At 71.1% G+C, this 15,175-nt stretch carries 14 protein-coding genes; 11 read left to right on the plus strand and 3 right to left on the minus strand.

What is annotated here, in order from left to right:
- Positions 1-51: 51 nt before the first annotated feature.
- Complete coding sequence (locus KLI87_RS04010) at positions 52-807, minus strand: alpha/beta fold hydrolase (RefSeq protein WP_214615866.1); 756 nt, start codon at positions 805-807, stop codon at positions 52-54.
- 13 nt (positions 808-820) lie between these two features.
- Positions 821-1,276: a nuclear transport factor 2 family protein gene (locus tag KLI87_RS04015; RefSeq protein ID WP_156220254.1), complete on the minus strand. Its 456-nt coding sequence runs from the start codon at positions 1,274-1,276 to the stop codon at positions 821-823.
- Between the two features lie 106 nt (positions 1,277-1,382).
- Between KLI87_RS04015 and KLI87_RS04020 the strand changes: the two genes are divergently transcribed.
- From KLI87_RS04020 to KLI87_RS04070, 11 genes are all read left to right on the plus strand, one after another.
- Positions 1,383-2,048 (plus strand): GntR family transcriptional regulator, encoded by a 666-nt coding sequence (locus KLI87_RS04020; protein WP_214615867.1) that lies wholly within the window; start codon positions 1,383-1,385, stop codon positions 2,046-2,048.
- A 295-nt stretch (positions 2,049-2,343) separates the two neighbouring features.
- Positions 2,344-4,116 (plus strand): iron ABC transporter permease, encoded by a 1,773-nt coding sequence (locus tag KLI87_RS04025; RefSeq protein ID WP_214615868.1) that lies wholly within the window; start codon positions 2,344-2,346, stop codon positions 4,114-4,116.
- Entirely contained in the window at positions 4,113-5,216 is a 1,104-nt protein-coding gene (locus KLI87_RS04030; protein ID WP_214615869.1) for an ABC transporter ATP-binding protein, read from the plus strand. Before KLI87_RS04025 ends, KLI87_RS04030 begins: the two co-directional genes overlap by 4 nt.
- A gap of 51 nt (positions 5,217-5,267) precedes the next feature.
- Entirely contained in the window at positions 5,268-6,419 is a 1,152-nt protein-coding gene (locus KLI87_RS04035; protein WP_156220250.1) for an ABC transporter substrate-binding protein, read from the plus strand.
- Complete coding sequence (locus KLI87_RS04040; protein ID WP_214615870.1) at positions 6,416-7,516, plus strand: LLM class flavin-dependent oxidoreductase; 1,101 nt, start codon at positions 6,416-6,418, stop codon at positions 7,514-7,516. Before KLI87_RS04035 ends, KLI87_RS04040 begins: the two co-directional genes overlap by 4 nt.
- Positions 7,517-7,530: 14 nt before the next feature.
- Positions 7,531-8,394 carry an LLM class flavin-dependent oxidoreductase gene (locus tag KLI87_RS04045; RefSeq protein WP_214615871.1) on the plus strand — a complete coding sequence of 288 codons (864 nt, stop codon included), beginning with the start codon at positions 7,531-7,533 and terminating at the stop codon, positions 8,392-8,394.
- Positions 8,391-9,299 (plus strand): ABC transporter substrate-binding protein, encoded by a 909-nt coding sequence (locus tag KLI87_RS04050; RefSeq protein WP_214615872.1) that lies wholly within the window; start codon positions 8,391-8,393, stop codon positions 9,297-9,299. Before KLI87_RS04045 ends, KLI87_RS04050 begins: the two co-directional genes overlap by 4 nt.
- A gap of 1,461 nt (positions 9,300-10,760) precedes the next feature.
- Positions 10,761-12,161 (plus strand): FAD-binding oxidoreductase, encoded by a 1,401-nt coding sequence (locus KLI87_RS04055; protein ID WP_214615873.1) that lies wholly within the window; start codon positions 10,761-10,763, stop codon positions 12,159-12,161.
- Between the two features lie 130 nt (positions 12,162-12,291).
- Complete coding sequence (locus tag KLI87_RS04060) at positions 12,292-13,179, plus strand: LLM class flavin-dependent oxidoreductase (RefSeq protein ID WP_214615874.1); 888 nt, start codon at positions 12,292-12,294, stop codon at positions 13,177-13,179.
- Between the two features lie 56 nt (positions 13,180-13,235).
- On the plus strand, positions 13,236-13,406 hold the full coding sequence (locus tag KLI87_RS04065; protein ID WP_214615875.1) for a hypothetical protein: 171 nt from the start codon (positions 13,236-13,238) through the stop codon (positions 13,404-13,406).
- Between the two features lie 460 nt (positions 13,407-13,866).
- Positions 13,867-14,361 carry a hypothetical protein gene (locus KLI87_RS04070; RefSeq protein ID WP_214615876.1) on the plus strand — a complete coding sequence of 165 codons (495 nt, stop codon included), beginning with the start codon at positions 13,867-13,869 and terminating at the stop codon, positions 14,359-14,361.
- Between the two features lie 295 nt (positions 14,362-14,656).
- Here KLI87_RS04070 and KLI87_RS04075 read toward each other — a convergent pair whose 3' ends face one another.
- Positions 14,657-15,175, minus strand: a complete 519-nt coding sequence (locus KLI87_RS04075; protein ID WP_214615877.1) for a hypothetical protein — start codon at positions 15,173-15,175, stop codon at positions 14,657-14,659.

Below are 15,175 nucleotides of genomic sequence, written 5' to 3' on the forward strand. Positions count from 1 at the left end.
ACCCTTCCTTTCCGGGCGGTACCGAAATCGGCCTCGGCCCACGTGAGCGGCTTACGCCGACGGGATTCCCGCGGCTTCCAGATGGGCGAGGAGTCGCTCGTTGAACCGCCGGCCGATCCGTTGCACCGCGTGCGGGCTCCCCTCGAACAGGACGCGCTCGGCCGGCAACGCCTCGGCCAGGGCGTCGGCGACGTCCTCGAAACCGGGCGTCCCGCCGCCCGTGACCACGAGCTTGGGAAACGGGGCCCGCGCGAGCTCCTCCGCGGGGGCGCCCGTCTCCCACGGCCGTTCGGTCGTGAGGTTGCGGACGGCCTCCGCGAGCGGCGGCGGAAGCGGCGACGGCAGCCGCAGGTCGACGCCGAGCACCTTGAGGAAGCCGTCGGCGAAGGACGCGAGATCGGTGCCGTCGGCCGCGGCCCAGTGGTCGCGCAGTGCCGCGATGAGCCGGTCCGCCGCGGGCCGGCCGGCGCCGTTGGGCATCGCGGGCGGCTCGACCACCGTCAGCGACCAGACCTTCTCCGGCGCCAGCGCGGCGGCCCGCATGGCGACGACGCCGCCCATGGACGTCCCGACGAGGTGGGCGCCGTCGCCGAGCAGCTCGACGATCTCGCCCGCGTCGCGGTCGGGGTCGATGCGCTCCGTGCCCGGGCTGGGACTGTACCCCCGGCGGTAGGGGGCGATGATCTGGAACCGGTCCGCCAGGACCCGCTGCTCACCGAAGGCGGCGGCGGCCGAGCTCAGGCTCCCGTGCACCATGACGACACGGGGGCCGGAGTCCCCCCACCGCTCCGCTGCGAGTTCGGTCACGAGAACACTCCTCTCAGCGCCGCGAGGCCGCGTCGGCGGCCTGCGCCTCGGCTTCGGCCTTGGCCCGCGCGAAGGCGCCGTTGTCGATGTCGAGCCGGCGCGACTGGAACCTCCAGCCCTCGGGGGTGCGCACCGCGATGTCGGTGTAGATGCCCGTCGCCATGACGAACGGGGGCTTCTCGACCTGGAGCTTGGTGACCGCGCAGGTCGCGGTGGCGGTGTCGCCGTCCCCGTCGACGACGTAGTTCGTCATCAGGTGCCGGGCGCCGTCCTCCTTGCCCGCGGCGATGTGGCCGTTGATGAAGTCCCTGATCGCGTCGTGCCCGGTGAACGTGCCGTAGGTGGCGACGAACGAGCCGTCGGGGACCCAGGCCCCGACCCAGGCGTCGACGTCGTGGTCGTCGAGCGACCGCATCTGCGCGTTGGACAGCTCGATGATCGCCAGCTTGTCTTCAACAGGGAGAGCCATCGTGGAACGCTCCTGGTGCCGGGATGGACTGTGACGCGACGCACGCTACTGTAACTGGTACGTAGTATACAAGTACGTGATGCGCTACGCCTGATATGCTGAGTCGATGGCGAGGCTGAGCGGCATCGAGGCGGTCGAGCGTCCACCGACCCTGGGCAGGCGTGCCTATCTCCAGATACAGCAGGCGATCCGGGACGGTCTCATCACGCACGGGGCGCTGTACTCGGAGAACGAACTCGCCGAGTCCCTCGGCATGTCCAGGACTCCCGTGCGCGAAGCGCTGATCTCCCTCAACCGCGAGGGGATCATCGTCATCGAGTCCCAGCGCGGGTTCCGGCTCCGAGAGCTGTCGGAGGCCGAGCGGCAGGAGATCTTCGACCTGCGCGCCCTGCTCGAAGGCTTCACCGCGAGCCGCCTGGCCCACAGCGCCACCGGCGAGGACGTGAGCCGGCTGCGCGAACTGATCGACGCGCAGGAGGCCCTCACCGCCACCGGCGACCAGTCCGAGTTCCTGTCGCTGGACGAGCGGTTCCACCTGTTGCAGACGCAGATCCTCGGTCTGCAACGCACCCACGCGACAATGGTCGGCCTGCGCGGCGCGATGTGGCTGATCGGCTACGAGGCGCTGAGCCTTCCGCGCCGCCTGGAGGCGGTCGTCGCGGAGCACCGCGCCATCGTCGACGCCATCGAGCGCGGCGACGCCGAGGGCGCGGCGGAGGCGGCACGCGCCCACCTCGCGCGAACGGCCGGAGCCCTCAAACCGGTCGAATGACCTGATCCCGCGGCGCGCGGAGGGGCGGTCGAAAGGACCGCCCCTCCGCGTTTTCGCGTTCCCCCCACTGCCCCGTGCCGGAGGGAGTGCGGGCGGACGCGGCGGCGCTGAGCGATGGCTCCTCCGCGGCCGGAAGGGTGGCCGGGACCGGGGGCGTGGGGGCGTATGTGAGCAGCGGCACCTGGTCGCGACCGATTTCATAGTTTTCCTATAGTTATAGTTGGTATATGGTCATGGCGAAGTTCGTCCCAGAACGGGCGTTCTCTGGCCTGAGAGACGCGAGGGGTGCTCGTCCATGAGGGTGTTCCGCGCCGCCCGGACGTCGCCCGGTCGCGCCGTCGGGGTCGTCCTGCTCGGCCTGCTGCTGTTCCTTCTGCTGCTCTGGCCCCTGGTGATGCTCGGTGTTGGAACGTTTCGAACCAGCTCGCCGCTGGTGCCGGGCGGGTGGAGCGCCGACGCGCTGGGCCGGGTCGACGAGGAGGCCACCAGGAACGGCGCGCTGCGCAACTCGGCGATCCTCGCGGTGCTGTCCACCGTGCTCGGGGTGGCCTTGGCGGTCGTGCTGGCGTTCCTGTCGGAGCGGACCGACACCTGGCTGCGCCGGCTGATCCGGCCGATGGTGCTGGTCTCGGTGCTGATCTCACCCGCGTTCTACGCCATCGCCTACGACCTGCTCGCCAACAAGTACACCGGGACGCTCAACGTCGCCGCGCAGGACCTGCTCGGCACCGACGGGCACGTGGTGAACGTCGAGAGCTGGCCGGGCATCGTGTGCGTCTCCTCGCTGCACGCCTCGGCGTTCGTCTACCTGTACCTGGTTGGACCGTTCCGGGCGCTGGACCGCACCCACGAGGAGGCGTCCGCGGCCGCCGGTGCGGGACGGTGGCGGACCTTCTCGCGGATCAACCTGCCGCTGCTCGCCCCGATCCTGTCCAGCGTCGTCCTGATCGGCCTGGTCAGCGGGCTGGAGTCGTTCGACGAGCCGCTGATCCTCGGCACCCCGGCCGATCTCGGGTTCCTGTCGCCGCGCATCTACGACCTGCTGACCGAGCACAACCCGCCCCGGTACGCCGACGCGAGCGCGATCGCGCTGGGCCTCGCCCTGGTCGTGGTGCTGCTGGCCGTGGTGCAGCACCGGGTGCTGGCACACCGGTCCTACACCATCGTCACCGGCAAGTCGTACCGGACGGACGTCTGGCATCTGGGCCGGGCCCGCATCCTCGGCGGCGCGTTCGTCGCGGCCTACGGGGTGCTGGCCGTCCTGCTGCCGCTCGGGTCGGTGGTGTTCGCCTCGTTCCAGCCGTTCCCCGGCGTGGTCGGGGACCTGTCGACGAAGAACTACACGGCGCTGTTCAACAACCCGGAGATCCCCGGCGTCGTCCGGACCACGCTGCTGCTCGCGGTGCTCGGCGGGCTGGCCGCCGCGTCGCTGTCCTTCCTGCTGGCCGTGCTCGGCGCCCGCGCCGGACGGCGGAGCGGGGCGGTGCTGCGCGGTGTCACGCTGCTCCCGCTCGCCATGCCGGGCGTCATCGCCGCGATCGCCATGACCTGGGCGTACGCCACGGTCCCCGGCCTGCGGGAGCTGTACGGGACGGTCTGGCTGCTGATGATCGCCGTGGTGGTCGCCGTGCTGCCGGTGACCGTGCAGATCGCCTCCGGCGCGATCGCCCAGCTGCACCGCGAGCTGGAGGACGCCGCCCGGATCGCGGGCGCCACCGCCCTGCGCGCCCTGCTCACGGTCACCGTGCGGCTGCTGCTGCCCAGCCTGCTCTCCGGCTGGCTGCTGGCCGCCATCCTGATCACCGGCAACCTGGACGCCCCGCTGGTGCTGTCCGGGTCGGGCACGCGGACCGTCTCCGTGCAGACCTACCTGTTCTTCAACGACCAGAACCAGGGCCAGTCGGCGGCGCTGCTCACGCTCACCGTCGGCGCCGGCGTCCTGCTGGGCCTGGTGGCGGCGGCGGTCCGCGCGGTGGCCCGGCGCGCCGCGTCCCGCAGGAACGTCCCCCTGGTGGAGCCGGGTCTCGTCGCGCCCGAGCAGCCCCTCCCCACAGGAGTCTCCGCATGAGCGAGGTCCGCTTCACCGGCGTCCGCAAGTCCTACGGCGCGGCCGTCGTCGTCCCCGACTTCTCGCTGGACATCGCCGAAGGGGAGTTCGTCACCCTGCTCGGCCCCAGCGGCTGCGGCAAGACCACGATCCTGCGCTGCCTCGCCGGGCTGGAGCATCCCGACGGCGGCGTGATCAGCCTCGCGGGCGAGACCGTCTCCGACCCGGGACGCGGCGTCCGCGTCCCGCCGAACCGGCGCAACCTCGGCCTGGTGTTCCAGAGCTACGCGCTCTGGCCGCACCTGACCGTGTTCGGCAACGTCGCCTACCCGCTGAAGGTCCGCAGGACGCCGAAGGCGCAGATCAGGGCGAAGGTCGCGGACGCGCTCGCCCTCGTCGGGCTGGCCGGCACCGAGCGGCGGCAGGCGATGGCGCTGTCCGGCGGCCAGCAGCAGCGGGTCGCGCTGGCCCGCGCGATCGTGGCCGACCCGGCCGTCCTCCTGCTGGACGAGCCGCTGTCCAACCTGGACGCGCAGCGCCGCGCCCAGCTGCGCGCCGAACTGCGCCGCATCCACCGGGCGAGCCCGCGCACCACGCTGTACGTGACGCACGACCAGGTCGAGGCGCTCACCATGTCCGACCGGGTGGTCGTGATGGACGCCGGACGGATCCTCCAGACCGGCACGCCCGCCGAGGTGTTCCAGAGCCCGGAGACCGAGTTCGTGGCCCGGTTCCTCGGCTACGACAACCTGGTCGGCGGCACCGTCACCCGGACCGACGGCGACGCCGTCACCGTGCGCCCCACCGGATTCCCCGGCGAGCTGCACGTGTCCTCGGACCGCCAGGTGCGGGCCGGCGACAGCGTCACCGTCGCCTTCCGGGGCTCGGCCCTCAGCATCGCCGGCACGTCCGCGAACGGGCCGAACGCGCTGCGCGCACGGGTCGAGGACGCCGCCTACTCCGGCGACGCCGTGCACTACGCGCTGAGCCCGGACGGCACGGACGGCCCGATCCGGCTGTCCGCCCACGTCCCCACGTCCGGGGCGGTGCCGCCCTCCGCCGTCGGCGACCCCGTCGATCTCCGCCTCGACCCCTCGGCTCTCGTCCTGCTCCGGGCCTGAACCGGATCTGACCGCGCCTGCACCGGGCCGCACAACCCTAAGGAAGACGAAGTGACCAGGATACGACGCAGGAAGCTGCTCGCCGGCGCGGCGATCGCACCGCTGATCGCCCTGCTCGCGGCCTGCGGCGGCTCCGACGCCGCCGGCGGCGGTGGCTCGGCCGGCCCCGCGAAGGCGGACGACCTCGCCGGGGTCGACGCGGCCGGCAAGGCCGAACTCGACCGGCTCTACAAGGCGGCCAAGTCGTCCGGGAAGACGACCGTCCACCTGTACTCGCCGTACGCGCCGTCCGACCCGAACGAGGCCCTCGGCAAGGTGTTCGCCACGTTCGCCGCCACCTACCCCGGCATCAAGGTCGACGCCCAACTGCTGTCCGGCGCGCAGCTGTTCGCCAAGGTGGACGGCGAGTTCGCCAGCGGCAAGCGCACCGCCGACGCGGTGCTCAGCGGCCCGAGCGACGTCGGCTACTTCCTCGGTCAAAAGCGCCTGGCCGCCTACGACCCGCCGACGGCGGCGAAGCTCGCCGCGGACTTCAAGGAGCCGGACCACCGCTACAACGTCCCGTTCCAGAGCCTGTTCGGCCTCGTCTACAACACCCGGCTGGTGCGCAAGGGCGAGGCGCCGACCACGCTCGCCGGCGTCCTCGACCCGAAGTGGAAGGGCAGGCTGACGTTCGGCCAGCCGAACGGGGTCAGCCCCACCGACTTCTCGCTGGCCACCCTGAAGACCAACGGCCTCCTCAACGAGGACCAGCTCAAGCAGCTCAACACGCTCGTCCCGGTGGAGAACCGGTACAAGAGCGTCGTCGACGCCGTGCAGGCCGTCGCGCAGGGCCGGTACGGCCTCACCATCTGGGGCCCCAGCCAGATCGCCGCCAACGCCAAGGAGCGGGGCGCCCCGATCGCCGTCGGCTCGCTCACCGACGCCTGGGTGCTCAACGGCCCCGGCTACGGCGTCCTCGAAGGCGCCCCCAACGCGGACGCGGCCAAGCTGCTGGAGACGTGGCTGTTCACCCCGACCGCCCAGAAGCAGATCGCGGAGTACTCCTACAACTACGGCACGATCCCGGGCTCGTCCGCGCCGCCCGGGTTCCCCGACCTGTCGGGCTACAAGCTCAAGTCCATCCCGGCCAAGGACTTCTCCGGGCTGCTGAAGCAGAACCAGCCGCGGTGGACCGCGATCTTCGGGGGGCCGAAGGCATGAGCGAGGTCAGCTTCACCACCGTCGTCGGCTCCGGCCTGGACATGTCCGGCGGTTCGGCGTTCGTGCCCGGCGACCGGCGGATCCGCGACTACCGGCAGGGCGAGATCGCCGAGACCGCCCGCGCGGTCGAGGACGCCGGGTTCGACCAGGCGCTGCTGGTGTACGAGAGCAACTGGCCGGACACCTTCCTCGTCGGCTCCGAGGTGCTGGCCGCCACCACCCGGCTGCGCACCCTGGTCGCGCACCGGCCCGGCTTCCACGCGCCCACCCTGGCCGCCCGCTCGCTGGCCACCCTGGACCGGTACTCCGGCGGACGGGCGGCGCTGCACGTCATCGCCGGCTCCACCGACTACGGCCAGCGCCGCGACGGCGACTTCCTGCCCAAGGCCGAGCGCTACGCCCGCGCCGAGGAGTACCTGGACCTGCTCAAACGCGAGCTGACCGCCACCGAGCCGTTCGACTACGAGGGTGAGCACTACCGGGTGCGGGACGCCTTCTCCGAGATCCGGCCGGTGCAGACCCCGCACCCGACGATCTTCTCCGGCGGGTCCTCGGCCGAGGCGCTGGAGCTGGCCGCCCGGCACACCGACGTGTACGCCACCTGGGGCGAGCCGCTGGCCGACACCGCCGCGCAGATCGCCCGGGTGCGCGAGTTGGCCGCCGCGCACGGCCGCGAGATCGGGTTCATGTCCAGCTTCCGGCCCATCCTCGGCGACACCGAGGAGGAGGCGTGGCGGCGGGCGGACGAACTGCGGGCGGCGGCCGAAGCCGACGGTCGCGCCAAGGCCAAGCGAACGCAGCAGCCCGAGAACGAGGGCTCCCGCCGCATCGTCGCGTTCTCCGAACGGGCCGACCGGCACGACCGCGCCCTGTTCCTCGGCATCGCCCGCGCCACCGGCTCCCCGGTCAACCACTCCGCGCTGGTCGGCACCCCCGAGACCGTCGCCGAGGCCCTGGCGGACTACCACGAGCTGGGCGTCCACCACTTCCTGATCATGACCTACGGGACGCCCGCCCCCGAACTCGGCCGGGAACTGCTGCCGCTCGCCCGGGAACGGATCGCTGCCCGGGCGTCCGCTCCGGCCGGCCGGAACTGAAAGGAGGCCGAGAGATGACGATCGAGTTCATCGGTCATGTGGACGACGGGCCGGCCCCTGGCGGCCGCGCCGCGCAGGAGGCCGAGGCCGCCGGGTTCGACCGGGTGATACTGACGTCCGGGAGCTCCTCGCCGGACCCGTGGCTGGTCGCCGCCGAGGCCCTGCGCGCCACCACCCGGCTGAAGATCCTCATCGCGCACCGGCCCGGGGTCGTCGCCCCGACCGTGGCCGCCCGCAAGCTCGCCACCCTCGACCAGTTCTCCGGCGGCCGGACGTCCCTCCAGGTCATCGCCGGGTGGTCCACCGACGATCGGCACCGTGACGGCGACTTCCTCCCCGAGGACGACCGGTACGCCCGCGCCCGCGAGTACCTGGACATCCTCGGACGCGAACTCACCGAACCCGAGCCGTTCGACTACGAGGGCGTGCACTACCAGGTGCGGGACGCCTTCTCCGAGATCCGCCCGGTGCAGACCCCGCTGATCTTCTCCGACGGCACGTCGCCCGAGGCCCTGGAACTGGCGGCCCGGTACTCCGACGTCCACGTGACCCCGGCCGAACCCCTCGCCGACTTCGCGAGGATCCGGCAGGCGGCCACGGAACACGGCCGCACCATCGAGTTCGCGATCGAACTCGACCCCGTCCTCGGCGACACCGAGGAGGAGGCGCGGGAACGCGCCAACGCGACAGGCCCCGACGTCGCCCCCGGGACCCTGCTGGTCGGCACGCCGCGAACGGTCGCGGACACGATCACCGACTACCACCGGAAGACCGGCGCCACCCGGTTCGTGCTCGGCGCCCGCCACCACACCCACACCGAACTCGGCGAACGGCTGCTCCCGCTCGTCCGCGAACGGACCGCCGGGGGTTCCCGATGACGGTCCGGATCGGCGTCAACGGGCACGACCCGGTGCTGTACTTCCTGTCCACGCTCGGGCTGCTGGAGCCCGAACTGGACGTCGAATGGGTGCCGTACTCGCCCGGCCCCCGCGCGCCCTGGCTGCTGGGCGGCGACCTGGACTTCGTCGGCTGCGGCCAGACCCCCATGCTCCGCGCGCACGCCGACGACCTGCCCCTCGTGTACGTCGCCTCGTCCGCCAACCGGCCGCTGCAAGGGGCGCTGGTCGTCCGCGCCGACGGCCCGGTGCACACCCCCGCCGACCTGAAAGGCCGCCGGGTGGCCTTCCCCCCGCCCGCCTGGCCCGCCCAACTCGTCGCGGGCGCGCTCGACCAGGCCGGGCTGACGATCAGGGACGTCGAGACCGTCGAATCGGCGGGCGACGCCGACCTCGAACGGCTCCTCGCGGGCGAGATCGACGCCGCCACGATCCTCGGCCCCCGCCTCATCGAGGCGGAGGAGACCGGCCGGGTGCGGCACCTCGTGCCCACCGACAGCGCGGTGTCCAACCGGCACCTGTTCGCCGCCACCAGGCGTTTCGCGGAGGAGAGCCGGGACACGCTGCGCACCGTCCTCACCGCGATGGAGCGGGCGAACCGCTGGGTGGTCGCCGACCACGCCCGCGCCGCCGAACGGCGCGCCGCCGAACGGCGCTACGACGCGGCGAGTTGGGGCGGCTCCGCCCGCACCTGGGAGGCGATGCTCCGCCGCATGCCGTGGGGCCTGGCACCGATCGACAGCGCGTTCATCGACGAGCAGGACCGCCACGGCGCCCTGCTCGTCGCGGGCGGCCTCCTCGACCGGGCCGGCTCAGCCCGCGCCGCCTTCGTCCCGGACCTGATCTGGACCGTCCGCGAAGCCGTCCACCAAGCCCACCACTCCTGACCCGCGCCCACCAGGCAGGAAACGGACGCAACAATTCCTGATCGAAAACAGCGCCGACCACTGCGGTCGGCGCCGTTCCCATGGCCGCCCGGTGCGCTGCCGCATCGAGGCTGACCTCAGTTGTCCGTTTTCGCTAGCGACACTTGAGTCTGCGCTGGGCGCTGTATACATGGCGGCCATCCGGCCACCTGGATATGTAGGACCGGTAGGTGTAGGTGCTGCCCTTCTTGCAGCCCTTGGTCAAGGAGTAGCCTCCAGCGCCCCACCATTTCTTGTGGCGCAGGGTCTGCCATCCGTACCAGCGTTTGCGCTGGAGGTTGCCCGTGTAACTGCCCGACTTCGGGCAACCGCGCGTGGACCAGACGCTGGCGGAGACTTCCCTGCCGGACAAGTACGGCGGGTTGGCCCCGAAGTGGCACGCGGCGGCCGGTGCGGTGGCTGTCCTTGCCGGCGTATCGGCCGATGCACTGGACGTGATCGCGAGTGGAGCCACGGCCGCCACTGTGGCGACAGCGTAGGAGATCGCCCTCTTGATGGCCATGCTTGTCCTTCCTGTCGGATGGACACAACGGTGACCATTGCTCGCCCCGATGGTCATCGTGGTAAACCTGTACTTTCGCTGCCGCGCCATACGAGTGATCACTTAAAGTTGGGTCCGAAAATGTTGAATCACCGAATACCGTCAGAGAAGTAGCAGAACTTATGGCCTGCCGTGGGCCACGCAGCCGGCCAAGAGCGCGGACATGGTCGGTTTGAGCGGCCGGAGCCTGGTCCGGCCGCGCGCGAACTCTCCGGAACGCGGCCGCTGACTTCATCGCTGCGCGTCTGCCCATCCTGGAGCGGCTGAGCGAGCAGGGCGTCAACGCGTTCATCAGGATGGATCCGGAACAGCTGGCCCAGAACAAGCCCGCCTGGACGTTCGCCGCCAACAGTGGCCCGTTGAGCTCCGGTGTCCGAACGACGACCGCACTGTAGGCGAATGCCTCTCCCAAGCGCTGCCGAGTCTCCGCGAGTTCGGCATCGTCGTGCCGTACTGATCCAGAGACCTACCAACTCCAGATCAGGACGCCGCCCTCTGGAGGAACGGACAACATCCGCCTCGCCGACGTCCAGGCGCTAGTCCTCGCGTGCCGCAAGGCTGCCATCCGCGTGGGCGGACGGGTGTGGGCCCGAGCGTCGCTCCGGAGCTTGCCGGCCCAGGAGGCGGAGCGGACCGGGTGGAGGCCGGGGCTGGCCGTCTGGGCCTTGGGGCCGGGGGGACAGCGGCGGGGCTAGGGTGCCGCAGGCTCCGACCCTCGGGAGCTTCGCGACGTCATTGGGCGCGAAGCGGCCGCACGGCCAGGCCCCGCGGATCGAAAGCTCCAAGAGCAGCAGCGCAGCCCCCGCAGAACGCTGGAGCCGCGAGGGGCGTTGTTTTCGGGCGGTGCGGATCGGGGGGCCGGTGGCTTCGCCGGGCGCCTGGTGTCCGATTCCTACAAGACCGGCGTCCCCTGCGTGAATACGTTGACCTGCATGAACCTACCTTTGGGCCAGGTCTTTCGACCTGGTGAGCCTGAATATGACGACGAGCGGCTGGGGCTCAACCGGGCGGTGGAGTCGTGTCCGGAATACGTGGTCGGCGCCGCGAGCGAACACGATGTGGTCGCCGCTGTGCGGATGGCGGTGGCGGAGGAACGGGCCGTCGGCGTGATGGCCACCGGGCACAGCCCGACGGTGGCGGCGGACGGCGCCGTGCTGATCAATACCGGGCGGATGAACGGTGTGGAGGTGAACCCGCAGGCCAGGACCGCCTGGGTGGAGGCGGGGACGCGGTGGCGGCAGGTCGTGGAGCGGGCCGGCGCGCATGGCCTGGCGCCGCTCAACGGCTCCAGCCCGAATGTGGGCGCGGTCGGCTACACGACAGGCGGTGGCGCGGGTCTGCTCGGCCGCCGCTTCGGTTTTGCCGCCGACCACGTGCGACGGCTGCGCATGGTCACCGCCGACGGCCGTCTACGCGAGGTCGGTCCCGACAGCGACCCTGACCTGTTCTGGGCGGTGCGCGGCGGCAAGGACAACTTCGGTGTCGTGGTCGGCATGGAGGTCGAGCTGTTCCCAGTGGCGCGGCTGTATGGCGGCGGTCTCTACTTCCCTGCCGAAGCCACCGGCGACGTCCTGCACGCCTACACCGAATGGACCCGATCACTGCCCGAGCACATGGCCTCCTCGGTGCTGCTGGCGCAGAACCCGGACCTGCCCGCTGTGCCAGAGCCGCTGCGCGGCAGGTTCGTCACCCATGTACGGATCGCCTTCAGCGGTGCCGAAGGCGGAGAGGAACTGGTGCGGCCGCTGCGAGAGATCGGCCCCACCTTGATGGACACGGTGCGGGACATGCCCTACACCGAGGTCGGCACCATCCACCACGAGCCCACCGACGCCCCTTACGTGGCCTATGACCGAAACGTTTTCCTACACGACATCGACAAGGACGCGGCCGACACGCTCCTGGCCCACGCGGGGCCGGACGCGCAGCCCCCGTTCATCACCGAGCTGCGGCACTTCGGCGGCGCCTACGCCCGTCCACCCGAGGTCCCCAACTGCGTCGGCGGCCGGGACGCGACCTTCTGCCTGTTCACCGGTGCGACGCTCACCGAGGCGACGCCAGCTCTGGAGTCGCGCGACCGGCTCCTGATGGACCTGCGTCCCTGGAGCACCGGCGGCACCAACATCAATTTCGCCGGCGTGGAGGACACCGCCCCCGACATCGTCCGCACCGCCTACCGGCCCGCCGACTACACCCGCCTGACCGAACTCAAGGCCGTCCACGACCCCGGCAACGTCTTCCGCATCAACTTCAACATCCCCCCGAAGGGGACGCCGGAATGACGGCGCGGCCGGATCCAGTTCAGGTCAGCCCCGCTCTGACGCGATAGGGGCCACGTCGGCGCCCTAGACGAGCCGACCCCTACGGCACCGCATTCGAACTTGCACACGTTCACAATCACTTGGAGAAGTCTTGAGAGTCGGAATAGGGCTGCCCGCCGCAGTGCCGGACACGGACGCCACGGTCATCGGGAACTGGGCCGCGGAGAGCGAGGAGCGCGGCTTCGCCTCCCTGGGGGTGATCGACCGGCTGGTGTACGACAACCTGGACCCGCTGGTCGCGCTGGCCGCCGCGGCGGCCCGCACCGAACGCATCGAGCTGTTGACCACCGTCCTCAACGCCGGTTACCGCGCCAACCCCGTACTGCTGGCCAAGCAGATCGACTCGCTGGAGCGGCTGTGCGCCGGACGGCTGACCGTGGGCCTGGGCATGGGCGGCTGGCCCGAGGACTACGCCGCCAGCGGTGTGTCGATGACCGGGCGCGGCGCAGCGTTCGAGGCCGGCCTCGCGGCGATGCGCGCCGTGTGGCGCGGCGAGACGACCGGAGCCTCCGGCCCGGTCCCCGCCCTCCCCGAAGGCCGACCCGGACTGCTCCTGGCCGGCCTGGTCCCCGCCGGGTTCGCTCGCGCCGCCCGCCTGTCGGACGGCTGGGTGGCCCCGTCCTTCGGCCTGCAAACCCTCGAACAGGGCGTCGAGGCCGTCCATCGGGAATGGGCCAAGGCCGCACGCCCCGGACGGCCCCGCGTCATCGTCGAGCGTTACTTCTGCCTGGGACCCGGCGCGGCCGAAACCGCCGAAGCCTACGTGACGCACTACTACGGCCCCGACTACCTTCCTCACATCCAGCCCGACGTGCTGACCGACCCCGAGCGACTACGGCTGGAGATCGACCGCCTGACCGCGGCGGGCGCCGACGACCTGGTACTGCTGCCCTGCACGGGCGACCCCCGGCAGATCGGCCTGCTCGCCGATGCCCTCGACCAGACCCTCCGCACACCGGTCAAACAGGCGACACCCTGACCCCCCGGGAGCTTTGACTTGCAACGTTATAGAACGCCTTCCTCGATGAGGAGGGCGTGACTCTCGCCGGTGCCGCCGAGGAGCGCACGGTCGCCTTAGACACGACGGCCGTATCGGTGCTGCTGGCCTGGCACAGGCACCGAGAGGAGGAGCGCCTCGCCGCCGGAGCGACGCCTGCCTCGACGAAGGCCGACACGGCTCCCGTTCCGCTGCCCCGCCGGATGTGATCTCGCTGGTGGCTCGACGCGAGAGGCGAGTCGAGCGCGCAGGCTAGCCACTTCCAGGACCCGGCCGGGAGCCCTGACCTGGGCTCGGTTGCCCTGTCACGACGTCTCGTGCTCACCATGTGCCATCCAGAGCCAGCATGGAACGCGACAGGGGTTTCGCCGGAGAACGAGATCTTCGGCGAAACCCCTGGTCAGGTGGCGGAGGATCGGGGATTTGAACCCCGGATGGGCGGTAAGCCCAAACCGCATTAGCCGCCCGCGGCGCTGCCTGAGGCGGCGCTGGCCGACACCCTCGCCGCGGTCGCCGCCAGCCGCCGCACCCTCGCGCTCGCTGGCATCCTCGGGGCGTGGCTGCTGGAGGGGTTCCACGTGGTCGCGCAGCGCGGCGACGGCTTGGGCGAGCGGCTCGCGCATGGCGGCGGCCTGCCGCAGCTCCCGGTCCGGCGCTCTTGTAGCCGCCATGCTCGGCGGGAATTTGCTCGGCGCGCTTCCCTGCCTCAGCTACGGCCTGCTGCCGCTTTACGCCGTGCCATTGACGGTGGTGGTGCTCGGCCGCCCGCGCCTCCCGATCCTGGTCGCGCTGACCTGCGGCCTGGTCGCCGTCCCAGCCTTGCCCACCATCGGCGGATTCTGGTGGTTCGACGGCGTCCGCGTCACACACACCACCTACCTGATCAGCCGCGGATCGGCGCAGCGTTTCTTCACCTACTACGCGTTCGCAAACTTCGCTGTCCTGGGCCTGCTCGCCGGCCCGCCATCGCCTGTACGCCCTCCAGGGCACTGCACACGCTCCGACGAAGCTCAAAGCCCGCCGGGTTCGTCGACGGGCTCGAAGATCGGCTCAACTACGCGCACCCGAACCTCTCGGTCGCGGCGGCGTTGCTCGGCACCCTCGTACTGGACGTGTAAGGCCCTGAAGCTGAGCGCCTCCCTTGGCGAGCAGATCGAGGAATAGGTGCCCGGCTCCGGTGAGTCTGTGATGCTCCTAGCTGGGACGGGGTCGTCGAACTGGGCAGGATGCGCTGCCGCGTCTGCTGGGACGCCATTCTCCGCCGATGCGTATTCAGCCCCCAGACCGTGGTTGCGCGTTCCGGGTACTGATGATTTCAAGGGTGGAACTCTCCCCGGCTAGGATAAAACGCCCCCTTTCTATTCAATCGCGCCTTGCCCCGGCCTGCCGCTGACCTACCGGGTCGGCCTGGCAAAGACCGCGTCACGACCGGCGGCACCCATGGCACGCCGACGCCGCGTCACAGTGGTGCCGGATCATCGTCCGGGGCACGGCGGTGGTGTAGCGCGCGGCCGAGCCGCAGGGCGTAGACGACGGCGCTGACGGCGAACAGGATGGCGGTGACCAGCGACCAGTGGCCGAGATAGTCCTGCTGGGTGCGTCCGGTGGCGTCGGTGTAGCTCGGACGCCCCCGCTGGATGATCACGGGGAGGAAGAGCAGCAACAACAGCCCGGCTCCCAGCGCCGGCAGCCTGACGTGGTTCACCGCCGATACGAGCGGCGGTGTCGGGGCGGGGGAGCGGTGCAGTGCCCGCAGGGCCCGGACCAGGGAACGATCGGCGAGGGCGTACAGGGGGAACGCCACGAGGTCGTGGCCGATGACGGCACCGGCGAACCAGACGAAGATCCACGGCCAGTGCGGAGCGGAGAGGACCTGCGAGGCCGCGTATCCGGCCAGCGCGAAGCACACCGCCAAGGCGAGCAGGTGTAGCGGGGCGGCGCCGTAGAAGTTCTTGATCGCCGCCAGCCTGTGCCGCAT

The organism is Actinomadura sp. NEAU-AAG7 (assembly GCF_018603865.1).
Classification (GTDB): Bacteria; Actinomycetota; Actinomycetes; order Streptosporangiales; family Streptosporangiaceae; genus Spirillospora; species Spirillospora litoris.